The sequence below is a fragment of the Pseudomonas sp. LAIL14HWK12:I10 genome (assembly GCF_900184205.1).
In the GTDB taxonomy this organism is placed as follows: Bacteria; Pseudomonadota; Gammaproteobacteria; order Pseudomonadales; family Pseudomonadaceae; genus Aquipseudomonas; species Aquipseudomonas kermanshahensis.
The window spans coordinates 18,734-36,046 of sequence record NZ_FXWU01000011.1; the positions used below are offsets into that span (position 1 = coordinate 18,734).

The window sequence follows — 17,313 nt, forward strand, 5'->3', positions numbered from 1 at the left end:
TGCTGTGCAGCCCATCGCCGGCAAGCCAGCTCCCACAGGGCTCAACGCTGCACTTGTAGGAGCTGGCTTGCCGGCGATGGGCGCGTAGCGCCCCCCCACCTGATCACCGTTCGACGATGACCGTCACCCCTTGCCCACCTGCCGCACAAATCGATATCAAACCGCGGCCCTTCCCCGCCGCGGCCAGCAGCTTCGCCAGGTGGGCCAATATCCGCCCTCCGGTCGCGGCAAACGGATGCCCCGCCGCCAGCGAGCTGCCTTTGACGTTGAGCTTGCTGCGGTCGATTGCCCCAAGCGGTGCGTCCAGCCCCAGGCGATCACGGCAGTACTCCGCATCCTCCCAGGCCTTGAGGGTGCACAGCACCTGGGCGGCGAAGGCTTCGTGAATCTCGTAGTAGTCAAAATCCTGCAGGCTCAACCCATTGCGCGCCAACAGGCGCGGCACTGCGTACACCGGCGCCATCAACAACCCTTCACGGCCCGTGACGAAATCCACCGCTGCGGTCTCGCCGTCAACCAGGTAGGCCAACACCGGAAGCCCCTGTGCCTGCGCCCATTCCTCCGTGCCCAACAGCACCAGCGATGCGCCATCGGTCAAAGGGGTGGAGTTGCCTGCGGTAAGCGTGCCCAGCCCGCTGCGGTCGAATGCCGGTTTGAGCTTGGCCAGTTGCTCCAAGGTCAGGTCCGGCCGCAGGTTGTTGTCACGGCTAAGTGCTAGGAACGGCGTGAGCAGATCATCCTGCCAGCCTTCGGCATAGGAGGCCGCCAGCCGCTGATGGCTAAGCAAGGTCAGTGCATCCTGCTCGGCGCGGTCGATCCGCCAGGCCTGCGCCATGCGCTCGCAATGCTCGCCCATCGACAGGCCTGTGCGCGGCTCGCCATTGCGCGGCAACTCAGGCTTCAGGTGGCCGGGGCGCAACTTCAGGAACGGCTTCAGCCGTTCACCCAGGCTTTTGCCGCGGTTGGCCTCCAGCAGTATGTGGCGCAACCCTTCGTTAACGGCAATCGGCGCATCGGAGGTGGTGTCGACACCGCCCGCGATGCCGCTGTCGATCTGCCCAAGGGCAATCTTGTTGGCCACCAGCAAGGCCGCCTCCAGCCCCGTGCCGCAGGCCTGCTGGATGTCGTAGGCCGGCGTGCGCGCCGACAAACGCGAACCGAGCACGCATTCGCGGGTCAGGTTCATGTCACGGGAGTGCTTCAGCACCGCGCCCGCCACCACTTCGCCCAGCTGCAGCCCATGCAAGCGGTAACGCTCGATCAGGCCCTCCAAGGCGACAGTCAGCATCGCCTGGTTGCTGGCGGTGGCGTAGGCACCATTGGAACGGGCGAACGGGATTCGGTTGCCGCCAATGATCGCGACCCGGCGAGGTGAACGCATGCGCATGTTCCTCCTGAAACAATTTAAACCGTACAGCCTAGGTGTTTTTACCGCATTCGAACGACCTTGCCACAAAGTTGGTCCACACTTTCAAGCTTGCCTTCAGGGAGACCCACTCATGAGCGATCGCTACCTCGGCTTTGCCAACTCCAACCTCGGCCGCCGCCTTGTGGATGCCCTCGGCCTGCCACACCCGGCCCCGCTGGAGCGCTGGCAGGCAGGCCGCCTGCGCCCGGTAGAGGGTGCCCTGGTACTGGGTGGCGGGCCACTGACGCGCCAGGTCGAGGCCATCGCCCCACGCCTCACCGACGAACTCTACAGTTTCAATGCCGAAGGGTTACAGGCGCCGGCCTGGGTTGCAGGGCTTGGGCCGAAGCTCAAAGCCGTGGTGTTCGATGCCACTCACCTGTCCGACAGCGATGAATTGAAGCAGTTGCGCGAATTTTTCCAGCCGTTGCTGCGCAGCCTCGCGCCTTGCGCCCACGTGGTGATCCTCGGCCGCGCGCCAGAAGGCCTCGACGACCCACTGGCCAGTGTCACGCAACGGGCGCTCGAAGGGTTCAGCCGCTCGCTGGCCAAAGAGCTGCGCAATGGTGCGACCGCACAGTTGCTGTATATCGGCCAAGGTGCTGAAGACCAGTTGGAAGGTGCCCTGCGCTTCTTCCTTTCGCCCAAGAGCGCGTTCATTTCTGGCCAGGTGCTGCGCCTTGAAGCCTGCGCCAGCCAGGTCGAGGACTGGACCCGCCCGCTTGGCGGACGACGCGCCCTGGTGACCGGCGCTGCACGCGGTATCGGCGCCGCGATTGCCGAAACCCTGGCGCGGGACGGCGCCGAGGTGCTGCTGCTGGATGTGCCGCAAGCCCGGCAAGACCTCGAAGCCCTCGCCGCGCGGCTGGGCGGCAAGGCACTGGCGCTGGACATCTGCACCAATGACGCCGCAGCGCAGTTGCTCGAAGCGCTGCCCGGGGGTATCGACATCGTGGTGCACAACGCCGGCATCACCCGCGACAAGACCCTGGCCAACATGACCCCCGAATATTGGGATGCGGTGATGGCCGTGAACCTCAAGGCACCGCAGGTACTCACCCAGGCACTGTATGACGCAGGCGCGCTCGGCGAGAACGCACGCATCACGCTGCTGGCGTCGGTCAGCGGCATTGCCGGTAACCGCGGGCAGGCCAACTATGCGGCGAGCAAGGCCGGCTTGATCGGCTTCGCCCAGGCCTGGGCGGCAAAACTCGCGGCCCAGGGTGCCAGCATCAATGCCGTGGCCCCCGGCTTCATCGAAACGCACATGACCGCCGCCATGCCTATGGGGCTGCGCGAGGCCGGGCGGCGCTTGAGCTCACTGGGCCAAGGCGGGCGGCCACAAGACGTCGCCGAGGCCATTGCCTGGCTCAGCCAGCCAGGCTCCGGCGCGGTCAATGGCCAGGTGCTGCGGGTCTGTGGCCAAGCGCTGATGGGGGCCTGACCATGAGCCGACACTGGCACGACCTGCACGCCCCGGACTCACGCGCGAGCCTTTACCTGCGTGCGGCCAGCAAGCGCAAGATCAGCGGCGACAAGCTGCCCGACGAAGGCCTGCGCTGCGTGATGCGGGTTCAGCCCGACAACCTGGCAGCCTACCGCCGACTCTGCCACTTCACCGACGATGGCCGCCTGCCCGCTACTTATCCCCATGTGATGGCCTTCCCCCTGCAATTGCAGCTGCTGACGGCGCACAGCTTCCCCTTCCCCTTGCTCGGGCTGGTGCATCTGCAGAACCGCATCGAGGTGTTGCGGCCACTGGGCGGCATCGATGCATTACGTTTCGCCGTCTACGCCGACAACCTGCAACCCCACGCCAAGGGCGCCACCTTCGACCTCATTACGGAAGCCGAAGATGCCCTGGGCCTGCTCTGGCGCGAATGCAGCCGCACGCTGGTGCGCGGGCTACGCTTGGAGGGCCAGGCCAGCGAGCAAACAGACAGCGCGCCTGACGCACTGGCAGAGGCGAGCCGCTGGTATGCCGACAGCGATATCGGCCGGCGTTACGCCAAGGTCTGTGGCGACTACAACCCGATTCACCTGAGCGCTGCCAGTGCGCGACTGTTCGGGTTCCCCAAGGCCATTGCCCACGGCATGTGGAGCAAGGCCATGGCACTGGCGGCCCTGCGCGGGCACCTGCCGAACAGCGGCTACAGCTTCGAGGTGGAGTTCCGCAAACCGGTGCGATTGCCTTCAGAGGTGGTGCTCAGTGCCAGCGAAGCCGGGCCAGAAGGTGAACTACGGCTGGATGGGCAGGGTGAGTTGCTGCACATGGTTGGCCGTTGGGGTGGCCTGTAGGCGCAGGCCTCTTGCTTTGCATCGGGCCTGCGCCGAAGCTATGCGGCATTAGGAGACCCCCGATGAACCTGCAAGAACTCACCGAACGCCTGCACCGGATCCGCGACAACAACGATTGGCGCGGCTTCCACAGCCCGAAGAACCTGGCCATGGCCGCCAGCGTTGAAATGGCCGAACTGGTCGAAATCTTCCAGTGGCTGAGCGAGGACCAATCCCGCCAGCTGCCTGCCGACACACTCGCCCACGCCGGCCAAGAGGTGGGCGATGTGGTGCTCTATCTGTTGCTGCTGTGCAGCGAGCTGGGCCTGGACATGGACCAGGTGGTAAGGGCCAAGCTGGCCGACAGTGAAAGGCGCTTCGCCCGATGAACGACCGTCACTTCGATGAACTGGCCACCCGCTTCGCCGAGAAAATCTACGGCGGTGCCAAGGGCGCCATTCGCCTGGCCGTGCTACAGGCCGACCTGGCCGAAGCCTTGCCCGATCGCCCGCTGCGCATACTCGACATCGGTGCAGGCCTGGGCCACATGGCCTTGTGGCTGGCACAACGCGGCCATCACCTGACCCTCGCCGAACCCGCCGCGCCCATGCTCGACGGTGCCCGCGCGCGCTTTGCCGAGGCAGGCCAGACGGCCACCTTCATCCAGGCACCGTGGCAGGACCTGCTGGGCCAGCTGACCGAACCCTACGACCTGGTGCTGTGCCACGCCGTGCTCGAATGGCTGGCCGAACCCGAAAGCATCCTGCCCGTGCTGCACCAGCTCACTGCGCCCAGCGGGTGGCTTTCGCTGGCGTTCTACAACCGCGACGCACTGGTCTACCGCAACCTGCTCAAGGGCCATTTCCGCAAACTGCGCAGCAACCGCCTGGAAGGTGAAAAGCAGAGCCTGACCCCGCAGAAACCCCTTGATCCGCGTGAGCTCAAGGCGCAACTTGATCCTATGTGGCAGGTCGAAAGCGAGAGTGGCGTCAGGGTGTTCCACGACTACATGCCCAAGGAGTTCCAAGCCAAGGCCGAAATACTCGACCTGCTGGAAATGGAACTGGCCCACCGCCGACACCCAAGCTTTGCCGGGCTCGGTCGCTACCTGCACTGGATCTGCCGCCCCCGCTGACCCCGCCCGCCGGGAGGAATACATGCCGTACCGTCTGTTGTGCCTGGCCCTGCTGCCCCTTGCCCTGGCTGCCTGCCAGGGCAGCAACCCGTATGTCGCCAGTAGCCGCCCCTTACCGCCCGCCCCTGCGCAGGCGGCCACCACCTTCGATGCCAGTGCCTACCCGGCACCCGCCCGCGACTACGGGCACTACCGCAGTTGGAGCTGGCGTGACGGCCAGTTGCCCAGCGGCACAGCCAATGCCGACCCGGCACAACTGGCCGATGCCATCAGCGGCGCACTCGACCAGCATGGCCTGCGCCCTGCCCGGGGCAGCGCCGGCGATTTGCTGGTGAGCGCCGACATGCGCCTGGAAAAACGCCTGCGCCAAGTACGTGACTACGACACCTACGACCCCTACTACGGCCCCTACCCCTACGGCAGTGTGGGTTACGGCGGCTACCGCAACGGCTACGGTGCCTATGCCAGCACGCCGATCGTGCGCACCTACGAGGTGGAGGTGATGGTGGTCCGCATCGACCTGTACGACGCTCGCAGCGGCCAGCCAGTGTGGAGCGCCAGTGCTGAAAGCAACAGCGACAAGGACTCGCCGCGTGATCGCGAAAGCGCCTTGCGTGATTCGGTGCACAAGGCGCTCAGCGGCTATCCTCCCAGTTAACGTTTAACGGAGAACCATCATGTTGCGCCGTCTCGTTCTACTGTCATTCGCGCTGGTGCTCACGGCCTGCTCGAGCAACAACGTCCAGCAGGATTTCGACGCCAGCCGCGATTTTGCCGCCTACCGCAGCTGGGCGTGGCAGGAACCCGGCTTGCAATACCGCCCGGACGACCCTCGCATCAAAAGCGACCTGACCGAGCAGCGCATTCGCCAGGCCGTGGCCGACCAGCTCGACCAGCGCGGCCTGCGCCCGGCACAGGGCAATGCGCGGCCTGACCTGAAAGTGCGCGCCTACCTCATCGTCGAGCAGCGTCAGCAGCAGATCACTACCAACTATGGCGGTGGCTGGGGTGGTTACTGGGGAGGCTACTGGGGCGGGCCGATGTACAACGAAACCCGCAGCGTCGACTACAAGGTCGCCACCATCCAGGTCGACATGTTCGATGGGCGGGACGACAAGCTGGTCTGGCGTGGCAGCGCTGAACAGATCATGAACAATTACCCGCCAAGCCCGGAAGAACGTAACAACGCGATCCAGAATACGGTGACCAATGTGCTGAGCAACTACCCACCCGGCAGCAAGAAGTAATGCGCCGAGGCCCATCGTCGGCTTGCCGGCGATGGGCCAACACAGGCACCGTCAGCTGCGACACCTTCTGATCCCGTCACGCCTTTTTCCCTTCCCGCCGCGCCCGCTTGCAACTTCGCGTCTACCCTGAATTCAAGGAAACCTGACTGACCGGGTAGAAGTGTTCAACAATTAGGGAAGGCGACCTGCCAATGCAAAGCATTGTTCTTCTGATGTGGCTTGCCTTGTGCTCCGAACAGGATGTGCGTCAACGGCAGATCTCCAACGCACTGACCCTGGGCGTCGCTGCCTGCGCCCTGGCCTGGCTGTTCGCCACCGGCCACAGCTGGATCGGTGCCGACGCCAGCGACGCCGGTTGGGCGCTGGCCATCGTCATGCTGCTGACGTTACCCGGCTATATGCTCGGGCGTTTCGGCGCCGACGACGTCAAATTGATGGGCGCCCTGGCGCTCGCCACCAGTCCTCAATATGTGCTCGGCACGTTCATTGGCGCGGGTATCACCGTCGTGCTCTGGCTGCTGTCGCGTCGCCGCCTGTGGACCTTGCTCAACCCTAAGGTCAAGAAGCGCTTGCAGGCTCTGACGGAGCAAATGGGCGACAAACAGGCCTTCGTACCTTACGTCCTGGCGGGCTTTATGCTGACAGCGGTATGGATCCAATAATCATCCCTGTTGTCCTATAACTTGTACGGACCTTGTACAGAATTGCCAACTGCGACTACTTTTAAGCTGCCGGAGTGTCTAGCCCGGGAGCAGGGCCGATTACGAACAGGGAGTTGATCGTGAACAAGCCGTCCAGTGAAGTGAAGGTGCTGGTGGTCGATGACCAGCCATTGATCGTCGAACAATTGTGTGAATACCTCGAAAGCCAGGGCCACGTGTGCGTCCCAGCCCATTCCACTGCCCAAGCCATCGAGCGCTACTCGGCTGACCAAAAGATTGGCTTGGTGCTGTGCGACCTGCACATGCCCGAGCGTGATGGCATTGAGCTGGTCCACGCCTTGAAGGAACTCGCCGGCAACAAGCGTATGTTCGAAGCCATCATGCTGACCGGTCGTGCCGACAAGCAGGACGTGATCCGCGCCTTGCGCGCGGGCTTTGTCGACTATTACCAAAAACCGGTAGATTTCAACGAGCTGCTCGAAGGTTTGCGCCGTCAGGAAGAGGCTCTGCTGGAGCGTCAGCGCAACATGAAAGACCTCGGTGGCCTCAACCAGCGCCTGCAGGACCTGGCAGAGTCGGTCGACGAGCTCTACCACGACCTGGAAAAGGCCCGCGGCCAAGGCGTGCACCGCCGTGCCAGCGATGTCGAAGAAAGTGAAAACGAGCTGCCCGCCGTCTTCGAGAAGCTGTCGCCGCGTCAACTGGAAGTGGCCCGCCTGGTGAGCAAAGGCAAGACCAATTACCAAATTGCCTGTGAACTGGGCATTACCGAGAACACCGTGAAACTCTACGTTTCTCAAGTGCTGCGCCTGACCCACATGCACAACCGCACGCAGCTGGCGCTCGCGCTGACGCCGAGTTCTTCACCGGTGCATCAGCGCTTTACCGCTCATTGAAAGACTGGCCTGTCAGCGGCATCCGAGTTGCCGTTGATAGGCCATCAGCCCCAGGCTCATTCCATCTGGTAGGTAAGGCTTAGCGTCACGCGTGGCCCGCGGCTCAGGCTATCCAGGGCAACATCGGCCAAGGGCTTCGCGACCTCCACCGCCAAATTGAAGTAGCGCCCATCCCCCAACCGCAGCCCCAGCGCCGCGGACGCCATGTGGGCATCCTCGACATTGCTGCGGTTGTACCAGGCCTGCGCAGCATCGAGTACCGCATAGGGTTGCAGCACCTTCAGCCAGTTGCCGTTGTGCCGAACACGGTAGCCAAGCTCGTACGCTACCCCCCACCCCTTGTCCCCCGCTGCCTGGTCGCGTGGATAACCGCGGCCGAAAGTTTGCCCGCCAAACACCGCCCGCTCGCTGTCGGGCAGTGTGTCGTCACTCCAGTACAGGGCACCAGACGCCACCCCCTGCCAATCATTGAACAACGCGTCGCTCTGCAACCCCGAGAGGCGAAAACGCAGAAAGTCCAGGTCATAGTCGGCGTCGCTGCGTGCCCCCAGGTAATCCAGGCCTTGATAGACGCCAGCACTGACGATACGCAAGCGGCGATCGTCGGCCTTGCGCCAATTGCCTTCAAATGACACCGCGCGTACGTAGCTGTCGTACTCGTGAGACGGCGACAGCCCCGCAGGCCGATCTTCGAGGTGCTCACTGATCGCGTAGAAGCGCCCCGCCACCGTCATCCACTCATCCGCCTTGACGATCAGCGGCTGGCCAAGGCCAACCGAATAACGCTCGCTATCACGCCGCTGAGTCAAATCGCTGCCGTCCTCCAGCCGAATTCGGGTGCCCGGCGTGCTGCGATAGCGCGAAGCAGACACCAGCAACTGGCTGCCTTCAGCATCCAGGTACTGGCTGTAGTCCAACCGCTGGTAATGCGCCTGGTCATCGCCGGGCGGCAACAACACGCTTGCCTGGAACTGCTCGGCATAGCGGGTCTGGGCGTTGCTGGTGACGGTGAACAGCGCCTGGGCGTCCTCACGGCTGCCATCGCTTACGGTAACGCCAGTGGCGAACAACGTACGCCGCGCGTGGACCGTCAGCTGAGCGGCGCCCTCAGGCGACTGCGCCGCAGCCAATTCAGCGTCCACCGCCACGCCGGGGAGGCGCTCGGCGAGGCCCAGGTAGCGATCGAGTGTTTCCCGCGTTAGCGGGCGTTCCGCCTGCAAGCGCTGCAGCAACTGCTGCAGGTAGGTGCGGGCCGAGCCGATGTCGCCTTCCAGCCGGTACCCGTGGATATAGCCCTCGACCAACACCACCTCAACACGGCCGTCAGCGACATCCTGCGGCGGGAGGTAAGCGTACGACAGCAGGTAGCCTTCTTGCCGGTAACGTTGAGTAAGGCGCGCGGTGAACTGCTGCAACTCGCCCAGCGTGGTTTCACGCCCGATCAACGGCTGGTAGTGATCACGCAGGTCACTCAAAGGGAACACCGTCCCCCCTTCGAAGCGCACCTTGTGCAACACCAGGCGGGTCTCCAGCGGCGCCCAGCCTGCCGCGCTGGCGTTCGGCAGCGCCAGCCGCAGGTGTGGGGCAAGTGGGCGGTAGGTGTCCAGCGGCAGGTTGGCGGCGGGCAGGCGACGCTCGTTTTCGTGGCTGTCGAGAAAGCCCGGCAACGGCTCTGCGCGGGCCACCAAGGCCCAGGGCAGCAACAAAAGAGGCATGACCAGAGGACGCATTGGACGCTCCATGATCCCTCGTGTACCGGGGCGCCAGCCGGTCACACCCGTCTTGTGCAAAGCGTAGGTGCTGGCCCGGCAATCGTCGAACGGCTACTCGCTGACCTGAAACGCCACCCGCGCGGTCTCGCCACTTTCATCCAGCGCGCTGAGCTCGATCTGCCCGGGCTGTTCGAAACGTACCAGCAGGCTGTCCTGGCCTTGGGTCTCGCCCAACGGCTGGCCGTTGAGGAACCACCAGCGCCGCCCGCCGCCGCCCAAGGCGGAAACGTGCAATTGCAACGGTTCGCTGCTGGTTGCCGGACGGCGCAGGTTGTCCCCCGGGCGCACGCCGACAATCGACAGCGGGGGTGCGCTGGCGGGCGCCTGCGGTGGGCAGGCCGGGTCTACTGCCGGCAGGCGCGCTGCACGCCGTTCGACCCTGGGCAGCCAAGGCTCCAGCGGGGCGGGCCAGAGCGCGATGTCGCGTACCTTGGCCCCCGGGCAACTGCCGTCGACCCGCAGCCCTTGCGCATTGACCCAGACGCGCTCACGCAGGCCCAGCCCGAGCGGCTGATCGGCCGCCTGCAAGGTCGGCGGTGTGGTGCCGTCGAGGGTCCAGGCAAAGCGCTGGCGGCGGCAGTTGGGGTCTTGCCGATTCATCGGCTGGCCCAGCGGCCAGCAGATGGCTGCCACGCCGATGGTAGCGGGCACCTGCTCGACCGGCACGCTGATACCGCGCTGGGCATCGCGGTTGCTTAGCAGGTCATGCACCTGAAGCATCAACGGCGCCGCCGAGGCCAGGCCGAACTGCCCGGGTACCGGTGTGCCGTCGGGGCGGCCGATCCATACACCAATCAAGTAGCGCGGGCCGACCCCAATCGACCAGGCGTCACGAAAGCCATAGCTGGTACCGGTCTTCCAGGCCAGTTGCGGGCGCTGCACCAGTTCGGCGTGCGGGTCGCGGTCGGGGCGTGCCTGGCCGCTCAGAATACGCCGGATAATCCACGCCGCCCCTGGCGACAGCAGGCGTCGCTCTACCAGCGGGTCCTGCGGCTGCAGGCGGATGCGCGCACTGTTGCCGGCCCGGGCCAGCGCCGCATAACCGCCGACCAGGTCTTCCAGGCGGCTGCCCGCCCCCCCGAGGATCAACGACAAGTTGGGCTCGGCCAAGGGCGGCAGCATCAGCGGCATGCCGGCCATGCGCAATTGCGCGGCGAAGCGTTTCGGGCCATATGCTTCCAGCAACTGAACGGCCGGCAGGTTGAGCGACAGCGCCAGTGCCGAGCTGGCCGACACCGGCCCGCTGAACCCCATCGAGAAGTTGCCGGGCCGATAGTCGCCGTAGCGCCTAGGCACATCCTGCAGCAGCGATTCGGAGTGGATCAGGCCGTCATCCAAGGCCATGCCGTAGAGGAAGGGTTTGAGCGTGGAACCGGGCGAGCGCAATGAGCGCACCATGTCGACGTGGCCGAAGCGGCGTGCGTCGCTAAGGTCGATCGAACCCAGGTAGGCGCGCACTGCCATGGTCTGCGCCTCGACCACCAGGATCGCCGCCGACGTGCGCTCCGGCAGGCGTGCGCGCCAGCCCAGCAGCAGGTCTTCGAGGCGCCTTTGCATGGCTGCGTCTAGGGTGGTGCGGATTAGCGGCGGGCTATTCGCCGTGTTAAGCCGCCGCGCCAGTAACGGTGCCAGTGCCGGTTCCTGACGTGGCGCCAGCAGCAAGGGCTCCTCGGCAGCTTCCTTGAGCTGCTGGGCTGGCCATACCTGGTATTCCTCCAGGCGCTGCAGCACTTTGTCGCGCGCACGCTGGGCACGCTCGGGGTGGCGGTCCGGGCGCAAGCGGCTGGGTGCCTGGGGCAGCACCGCAAGCAGCGCCGCCTCGGCAGGTGTCAGGTGTTTGGGCGATTTGCCCAAGTACGCCCAGCTAGCCGCTGCCACGCCCTGCAGGGTGCCGCCAAAGGGTGCACGGTCGAGGTAGATCTGCAGGATTTCGCGCTTCGACAGGTGCCACTCCAGCTGCGCCGTACGCCATAACTGGCGCAGCTTGCCGGCCAGCGTCCGGTCATGCGGATCGAGCAGGCGCGCCACCTGCATCGACAGCGTACTGCCCCCCGACACCACACGCCCTCCGCGCAGGTTCAGCCAGGCCGCACGGGCCAGGGCCAGCGGGTTGACCCCAGGGTGGCGATAGAACCAGCGGTCCTCGTAGGTCAGCAGCGCCTGCAGGTACAGCGGCGAGACCTCTTCCGGGCTGACCGGGTAGCGCCACACGCCATCGGCGTCGGCAAAGCGCCACAACGGCGTGCCGTCTTCGGCCAGCACCACCCGCGCCAGGTCGTCGCCGGGCATGGGCAACGGCCAGATACGGTCGGCCAGCCACACCAGGCCCACGGCCAGGACCAGGGTGATGGCGCTACCACGCACAATCCTGCCCGCACGCGTGCGCGGCCGCGCTAAGCTTGGCATCGGGAACCGACTTGGCCAACTGATGGCCAAAGGCTTGGGAACGGCAACCTCGCCGGTGTGTTGATCAGGAAGCAACTATGCATGTAGAAGATTTTTTCGGGTGGCTGGGCCACGCACTCGGGTCGTTGATCCGCTTTATCGTCGACGCATTGAGCGGGCTGTTCAACCTGCTGGCCAATGCCGGCGGCAATTTCATCGATGGCCTGGCACGCACCCTGGGCATGGACACCTCGCTGGTCAGCATCCTTGCCCTGGTCGTCGGCCTGATGCTGCTGTACTCGGCAATCCGCGCCTTCATGCGCGCTTCGATCATTCTCGGGATCATCTGGTTGGTGCTGGGGTTGTGGGTGATGAGCTGGGTGATTCACTAAAGGCCATCGCCGCACCTCGCAGTGTGTGTGTGTGTGTGTAGGAGCAGCCTTGTGCTGCGAAGAGGCCGGTACAGGCAACAGGATTTTCGTTGCTCATACCGGCCTCTTCGCAGCACAAGGCTGCTCCTACACGAGGCAGGCTTTTAGCGGGCTTTGACGGTCATCTCGCCTTGCCCATCGCCCACTGCCTGCAGGTTCGGGCGGTACATCGACTCGACCTGCGGCGGCGGCACACGGTAGGTGCCCGGGGTTACTGCCCGCGCCAGGTACAGCAGGTGCGTGGTGCCATAGCTGTCCAGCTTGAGCGCTGCGACGTAACGGTCATCGCGGTACTCCTGGTGCAGCACGCTGGCGTTCTGCATCGACTCACGCCACGCCTTCACGGCACTGCTGGCGTTCTCCAGGCTGGCCGCACTCTGTGCCAGGTTCTGGTTTTCCAGCTCAAGCCCCGCTGGCAGCAAATCCACCACCAGTGCATCCGGCACACGGTCTTCGGCCTTGAGGGCCAGGTGCACCAGCACCAGGTCGCCGCTGCGCAGGTTGTGCAGGTCCAACGCCTGGCCATTCATGCCCAGGTACTCACGACGAATCTGCAGACCATTGCCACCGGCTGCCGGCGCCTGGCGCGGGTAGCCAGACAGCGTCAGCTGCTGGTAAAGCGTCTCGCTGCCTTCGTTTTGCACCGTCAGCGGCGACGCCAGTAGCGGGCCTTCGAGCTTGAGGCCGGTTTCGGCGTTGTTGAACTCGCGGATCTCACCCGCGCTGTCCAGACGCGCCTGCCACTTGCCTTCCGGCTTGCCGAGCAAACCACGGCCAGCGAGGAACAGCGCGTTACGTTCCTGGGTAGACAGCCAGCGGTTGGCCGCCAACTCGTCCGACAGTGCGAACAGGCGTTGGTCGACCTGCTTGCTGGCCAGGTTGCTCTCCTGCAACAGCGCCAGAATCAGCGCCTGGTCACGCAGGCTGCTGCCGTAGTCAGCCATCCAGCCTTTGCTGCGGCCAATACCCAGGCCGGCTTGCAGGGCCTGCTCGGAACGTGGCTTGTCGCCCATCTTCTCCAGCGCTACCGCCAGTTGCACCAGCGGCAAGCCGGAGCGAGCGTCGGCACGGCGTTCGAAAAGCCCGCGCAAGGCACCCAAGGGCGCCTGCTGGCTGCGCGACAGAACCAGGGCAGCATAAGCCTGCACGGCGAAGCGGGTATGGTCAGCGTTCTCGCTGTAGTCGACCTCGATCAGGTTGCGCTCCTGCAGGTAGCGCAGCAAGCGCTCGTTGGCCTTCTTCAGCGCCTCGGCGGGCACGCCGTAGCCCTGGTCACGGGCGCGCAGCAAGAAGTCGGTGACATAGGCGGTCAACCAGTACTCTTCTTCACTGTCCGAACTCCACAGGCCGAAGCTGCCGTTGTACCGCTGCATGCCCAGCAGGTGCTCGATGCCCATTTCGATCTTGCGCTTGCGCACGTCGGCCGGTTCGCCCTTGATCCCCAAGCGTTTGAGGCTTTCGGCATCGGCGTAGAGCGACGGATAAAGGCCGCTGGTGGTCTGCTCCAGGCACCCGTAGGGGTAGGCTTCGAGGGCACGAATCTGTTCGGCCAGGTTCAGCGGCGGCCGGCTCGACAAGACCAGGCTGGCTTCAAGGCCCGCCGGTTCGAAGGCAGCCAGGTCCGCCTCGGGCAACGCCCATGGCTGGTCCTTCAAGGCAACCCGGTAGTGCTTGAGCATCGCCGGATAAGCCGGGCGCACACCCAAGGTCCATTCACGCTCGAAGGCCGTGGCCGGCTCGTTTGGCAGTTGCAGGCCATTGACCCGCACGCGCACCTTGCCCTGCCCCAGGCCGCCTTGGGCCTGCACCGGAATCATCAGCGTGCGGCGTTGGCCTTCGTCCAGCGCGACGCTTTGCACCGCGCTCGCCGCCAGGCTCAACTGGCCTTCGGTGCTGATCTCGACATTCAATTGCTGGGCGCGGCCCGACAGGTTGGCCAGGTCCAGCGCCAGGCTGGTGCGGTCGCCACCAGCCAGGAAGCGCGGTGCCGAAAGCTCGGCGATCAGCGGCGCAGCCACCACCGTCTTGCCCTCGGCCACGCCGAAGTGGTCTTCGGTCCAGGCCTGCGCCATCAGCCGCAGTTCGCCATTGAAGTCGGGGATGTCGACCGTGGCCTGGCCCTCGCCCTTCTCGTCCAGGGTCACCGGCAGGCTCTGCTGCGCGACAATGGTCACCGTGGTGTTGGGGCGTTTGCCACCCTTGGCCATGGCCGCGTCACCGCCAAAGGCCAGGCTGGCGAGGCGGCCCTGGCCGGCCTCGATCAACTGGCCGTAGATGTCCAACTGGTCGGCGCCATACGCTTTGCGGCCGAACAGGCTGGTGAACGGGTCGGGGGTCTTGAAGTCGGTGATGTTGAGGATGCCGACATCAACTGCCGACAGCAGTACATGCACCTGCTGCCCCGCAGCCGCGGGGCTGCCATCGGCATTGGCCACCTTGAACTTGACTGTCAACGGCTGCTTGGGCCGCATCTTCTCCGGCGCCTGCAAGCTGACCGCCAGCTTACGCTCGGCCCGGTCGAGTGGCAGGTGCAGCACGCCCACCGCGCGTTTCGGTGTGGCATTGGCCTTGCGCTCGCCGGGGCGAATCACCAGGGCGCTGATATACAGGTCGTGGCGTGCCCACTTCTTGTCCAGTTGCACGTCGAAGGTCTTGCCTTCGGCCGGCACCTCGATCTCTTGCCACCACAACGGGCCATCGCTGGACTCGATCATCAGGTAGCCGCTGCCGGCGGCAGGCGGGGTCACCGTGACTTTGGCGGTGGCGCCATCGGCGTAGGACGGTTTGTCCAGGGCCAGCTTGACCTGGTCCGGGCGTACTGCGCCGCCTTCGGCGTTGTCCTGGGCGCGATAGCCCGCCCAGAAGCGCTCGCTGGACACCAGGCCAGTCTCTGGGTCTTCGACCTCGACCCGGTAAGGGCCCCACTCGACCTGGAACGACAACTTGGCGGTCGAGCCGGCCTTGACGCTGACGGTCTCTTCGCTCTGGGTGAGGAATTTCTCGTTGTAGTTGTAGCTCCAGCCGTCGCTCTGCGAGTAGTTCCAGTAGTAGTCACGGCGCTCGCGAATCAAGCGCACCTTGAGGTCGTTGGCCGCCAGCTTCTTGCCATCACGGTCGGCCACCAGAAACTCGAATTCCACCGGGCCGTCACTGTCGGTTTCCTCGCCTTCGAACAGGCCGCGCAGGCCCGGCAAGCGTTCGGCAGGCCAGATAGGCTGTTCCAGACGACGGGTGATCGGCCGGCCACCGGACTCCTGCAGGCTGGCCTGCACGGTCAGTTGCAGTGGCGAGCGGGCTTCGGCCCAGCGGCTTTCGATATCGACCACTGCCTTGCCGGCCTGGTCGAGGGTGACTTCGTCCAGCTCCAGGTCCTGGTTCAACTCGGTTTCGGTGACCGAACCGAACTGGTAACCCGGCAGCGCCGGCACCGCTTCGCGCAACGGGCGCACGTAAGCTTGGCCACTCAGCCGGTTACCCGCAGCCGGCGCGCCGTAAAGGTAGCGGCCATTGACTTGGATGTGGGCGTCCTGATCAGGCGCAAGCGGTGCGCTGCTGCCTTTGAGCTCCAACGCCAAACGTTCGGGGAGGAAGTCTTCGACCAGAAACTCGTAGACCTGCTTGCGCCCGCCACCCAGGTCGAGCAGCAATTGCCAGCGACCGGTCGGCGCCTCGCTGGCCAGTTGCAGTTGGTACTGGTAAAGGCCACTGCCATCCGCCTCCCAAACAAACTTGCGGCTGACCTGCTCATCGGGGCGACGCACTTCCACACTGACCGGCTGGGCCTTGACCGGCTTGCCATCCTGGTCGCGCAGCAGGCCGTTGAGCAGCACCGTCTCACCCGGGCGATACAGGTCGCGCGGGCCGAAGATGAACAACTGCAAAGGGTTGGCTTGCGGGCCGGTGATATCGAATTCGGCCAGGTCCAGGGCCGCAGTGTTCAGGCGCAGCAACGTGGTGTGCACGCCTTGCGTGGCAATCAGGGTATCGGCCTTGGGCGTGATCGGCAGTTCGGCGTGGCCGTCGCCATCGGTCTTGGCCTGGGCCAGTAACTTGCCCTTCTCGTCATGCACCTCGAGGTTGACGTCTTTCATCGCCTTGCCGCCTTCCAGGGCTTGGGCGAACACGTCGAGGCGGTCGCGGTAGCGGTGCGCAGAGACGCCGATGTCACTGAGGCTGAACAGGGTCGCCGGCTGCGAGTAGTCGTAGGTGCCCGAGGCACGCATCACTGCCAGGTACACGCCCGGTTCCTGCAGCGGCTTGATCCCGGCAATCGGCAGCAGCACGGTCTCGCGGGTGTTGCGCGCGGGGTTGAGATCGAAGCGGCCGCTGTAGACCAGCTCGGCCATGTCCAGGGTTTCTTTGGACTGGTAGTAATACAGGCTGCTGTTACGCCCCCAGTTGACCAGGAAGGTCGAGAGCATCTCGGGCTTCACGCGGAAGAACTCGACATCGACCTTGTCGACGTTCAGGGCGATCACCGGCAAGCCTTCGGCCAGGCGCGTGGGCAGCAACGAACCGCGGCTGGCAAAGCCGATGGTCGGCTGCATGTCGCGGGTTTCCAGGCGGGTGACCGACTCGCTGTCGAGCGCGTTGCCATTGACCGCCAGCAGGCCTTTGTCGACCGTGAGCACCAGCTTGCGCTGCGGCTCCAGGTGGCGCAGGCGCAGTTCCATCTGGTTGTCGGAGAGTTCCCAGGCCCCGTCGACCTTGCCTTTGACGGTGTCGACCAGGTGCAGTTTGCCGGCGAAGTCCTGTGTGGCATCCAGCGGCGCGGAGAAGCTGATCGACAGCGCGCTGGCGCCGTCGAGCTGCACTTCCGAGACGTCCAGCACCGTGAGCGCCCGGCCCTCGTAGCGCTTGGCGAGTACGGCAGGGTCTTCGCGCTTGGCCGCTGGGGCCTCGGCGGGCGCGGTGGCTGCCGGTTTCTCGGCCGGCGCGGGTTTGCCCGGCGCGGAGGAGTCACAAGCACTGAGCAAAGCCAGCGCGCAGGCCAGCAACAATCCTTTGTTGAACATGGAGTAGGAACTCTTAGGCAGCGTGTACGTGAGGGCAGCAACTATAGCGCAACGACGGGCGCGTCACCCGCCGTGTAGCGCCAGG

Annotated in this window: 13 protein-coding genes; 9 read left to right on the top strand and 4 right to left on the bottom strand. The window is 65.0% G+C overall.

The window, feature by feature from the left end:
- Positions 1 to 103 precede the first annotated feature (103 nt).
- Complete coding sequence (locus QOS90_RS22200; protein WP_085274035.1) at positions 104 to 1,381, bottom strand: acetyl-CoA C-acetyltransferase; 1,278 nt, start codon at positions 1,379 to 1,381, stop codon at positions 104 to 106.
- Positions 1,382 to 1,499: 118 nt separating this feature from the next.
- Between QOS90_RS22200 and QOS90_RS22205 the strand changes: the two genes are divergently transcribed.
- From QOS90_RS22205 to QOS90_RS22240, 8 genes are all read left to right on the top strand, one after another.
- A complete protein-coding gene (locus QOS90_RS22205; RefSeq protein WP_085273987.1) occupies positions 1,500 to 2,852 on the top strand; it encodes a 3-oxoacyl-ACP reductase in 1,353 nt (450 codons plus the stop codon).
- A gap of 2 nt (positions 2,853 to 2,854) precedes the next feature.
- On the top strand, positions 2,855 to 3,706 hold the full coding sequence (locus tag QOS90_RS22210; protein ID WP_085273988.1) for a MaoC family dehydratase: 852 nt from the start codon (positions 2,855 to 2,857) through the stop codon (positions 3,704 to 3,706).
- 62 nt (positions 3,707 to 3,768) lie between these two features.
- A complete protein-coding gene (locus QOS90_RS22215; protein ID WP_027594968.1) occupies positions 3,769 to 4,074 on the top strand; it encodes a MazG-like family protein in 306 nt (101 codons plus the stop codon).
- Positions 4,071 to 4,820: a methyltransferase gene (locus QOS90_RS22220; RefSeq protein ID WP_085273989.1), complete on the top strand. Its 750-nt coding sequence runs from the start codon at positions 4,071 to 4,073 to the stop codon at positions 4,818 to 4,820. The genes QOS90_RS22215 and QOS90_RS22220 overlap by 4 nt, the downstream gene beginning before the upstream one ends.
- Before the next feature lie 22 nt (positions 4,821 to 4,842).
- A complete protein-coding gene (locus tag QOS90_RS22225) occupies positions 4,843 to 5,478 on the top strand; it encodes a DUF4136 domain-containing protein (protein ID WP_085273990.1) in 636 nt (211 codons plus the stop codon).
- A 19-nt stretch (positions 5,479 to 5,497) separates the two neighbouring features.
- Complete coding sequence (locus tag QOS90_RS22230; protein ID WP_027594965.1) at positions 5,498 to 6,067, top strand: DUF4136 domain-containing protein; 570 nt, start codon at positions 5,498 to 5,500, stop codon at positions 6,065 to 6,067.
- Positions 6,068 to 6,258: 191 nt separating this feature from the next.
- On the top strand, positions 6,259 to 6,729 hold the full coding sequence (locus QOS90_RS22235; RefSeq protein ID WP_027594964.1) for an A24 family peptidase: 471 nt from the start codon (positions 6,259 to 6,261) through the stop codon (positions 6,727 to 6,729).
- 119 nt (positions 6,730 to 6,848) lie between these two features.
- Positions 6,849 to 7,625, top strand: coding sequence for a response regulator transcription factor (locus QOS90_RS22240; RefSeq protein ID WP_027594963.1), 777 nt, complete (start codon positions 6,849 to 6,851; stop codon positions 7,623 to 7,625).
- Between the two features lie 56 nt (positions 7,626 to 7,681).
- Here QOS90_RS22240 and QOS90_RS22245 read toward each other — a convergent pair whose 3' ends face one another.
- Positions 7,682 to 9,355, bottom strand: a complete 1,674-nt coding sequence (locus QOS90_RS22245) for a ShlB/FhaC/HecB family hemolysin secretion/activation protein (protein WP_085273991.1) — start codon at positions 9,353 to 9,355, stop codon at positions 7,682 to 7,684.
- A gap of 93 nt (positions 9,356 to 9,448) precedes the next feature.
- Positions 9,449 to 11,803: a peptidoglycan glycosyltransferase PbpC gene (gene pbpC, locus QOS90_RS22250; protein ID WP_085273992.1), complete on the bottom strand. Its 2,355-nt coding sequence runs from the start codon at positions 11,801 to 11,803 to the stop codon at positions 9,449 to 9,451.
- A 77-nt stretch (positions 11,804 to 11,880) separates the two neighbouring features.
- Here pbpC and QOS90_RS22255 point away from each other — a divergent pair, with 77 nt between their 5' ends.
- Positions 11,881 to 12,174, top strand: a complete 294-nt coding sequence (locus QOS90_RS22255; RefSeq protein ID WP_027594960.1) for a hypothetical protein — start codon at positions 11,881 to 11,883, stop codon at positions 12,172 to 12,174.
- Between the two features lie 143 nt (positions 12,175 to 12,317).
- On the opposite strand, the gene QOS90_RS22260 is transcribed toward QOS90_RS22255, so the two are convergent.
- Complete coding sequence (locus QOS90_RS22260; protein ID WP_085273993.1) at positions 12,318 to 17,228, bottom strand: alpha-2-macroglobulin family protein; 4,911 nt, start codon at positions 17,226 to 17,228, stop codon at positions 12,318 to 12,320.
- Positions 17,229 to 17,313 lie beyond the last annotated feature (85 nt).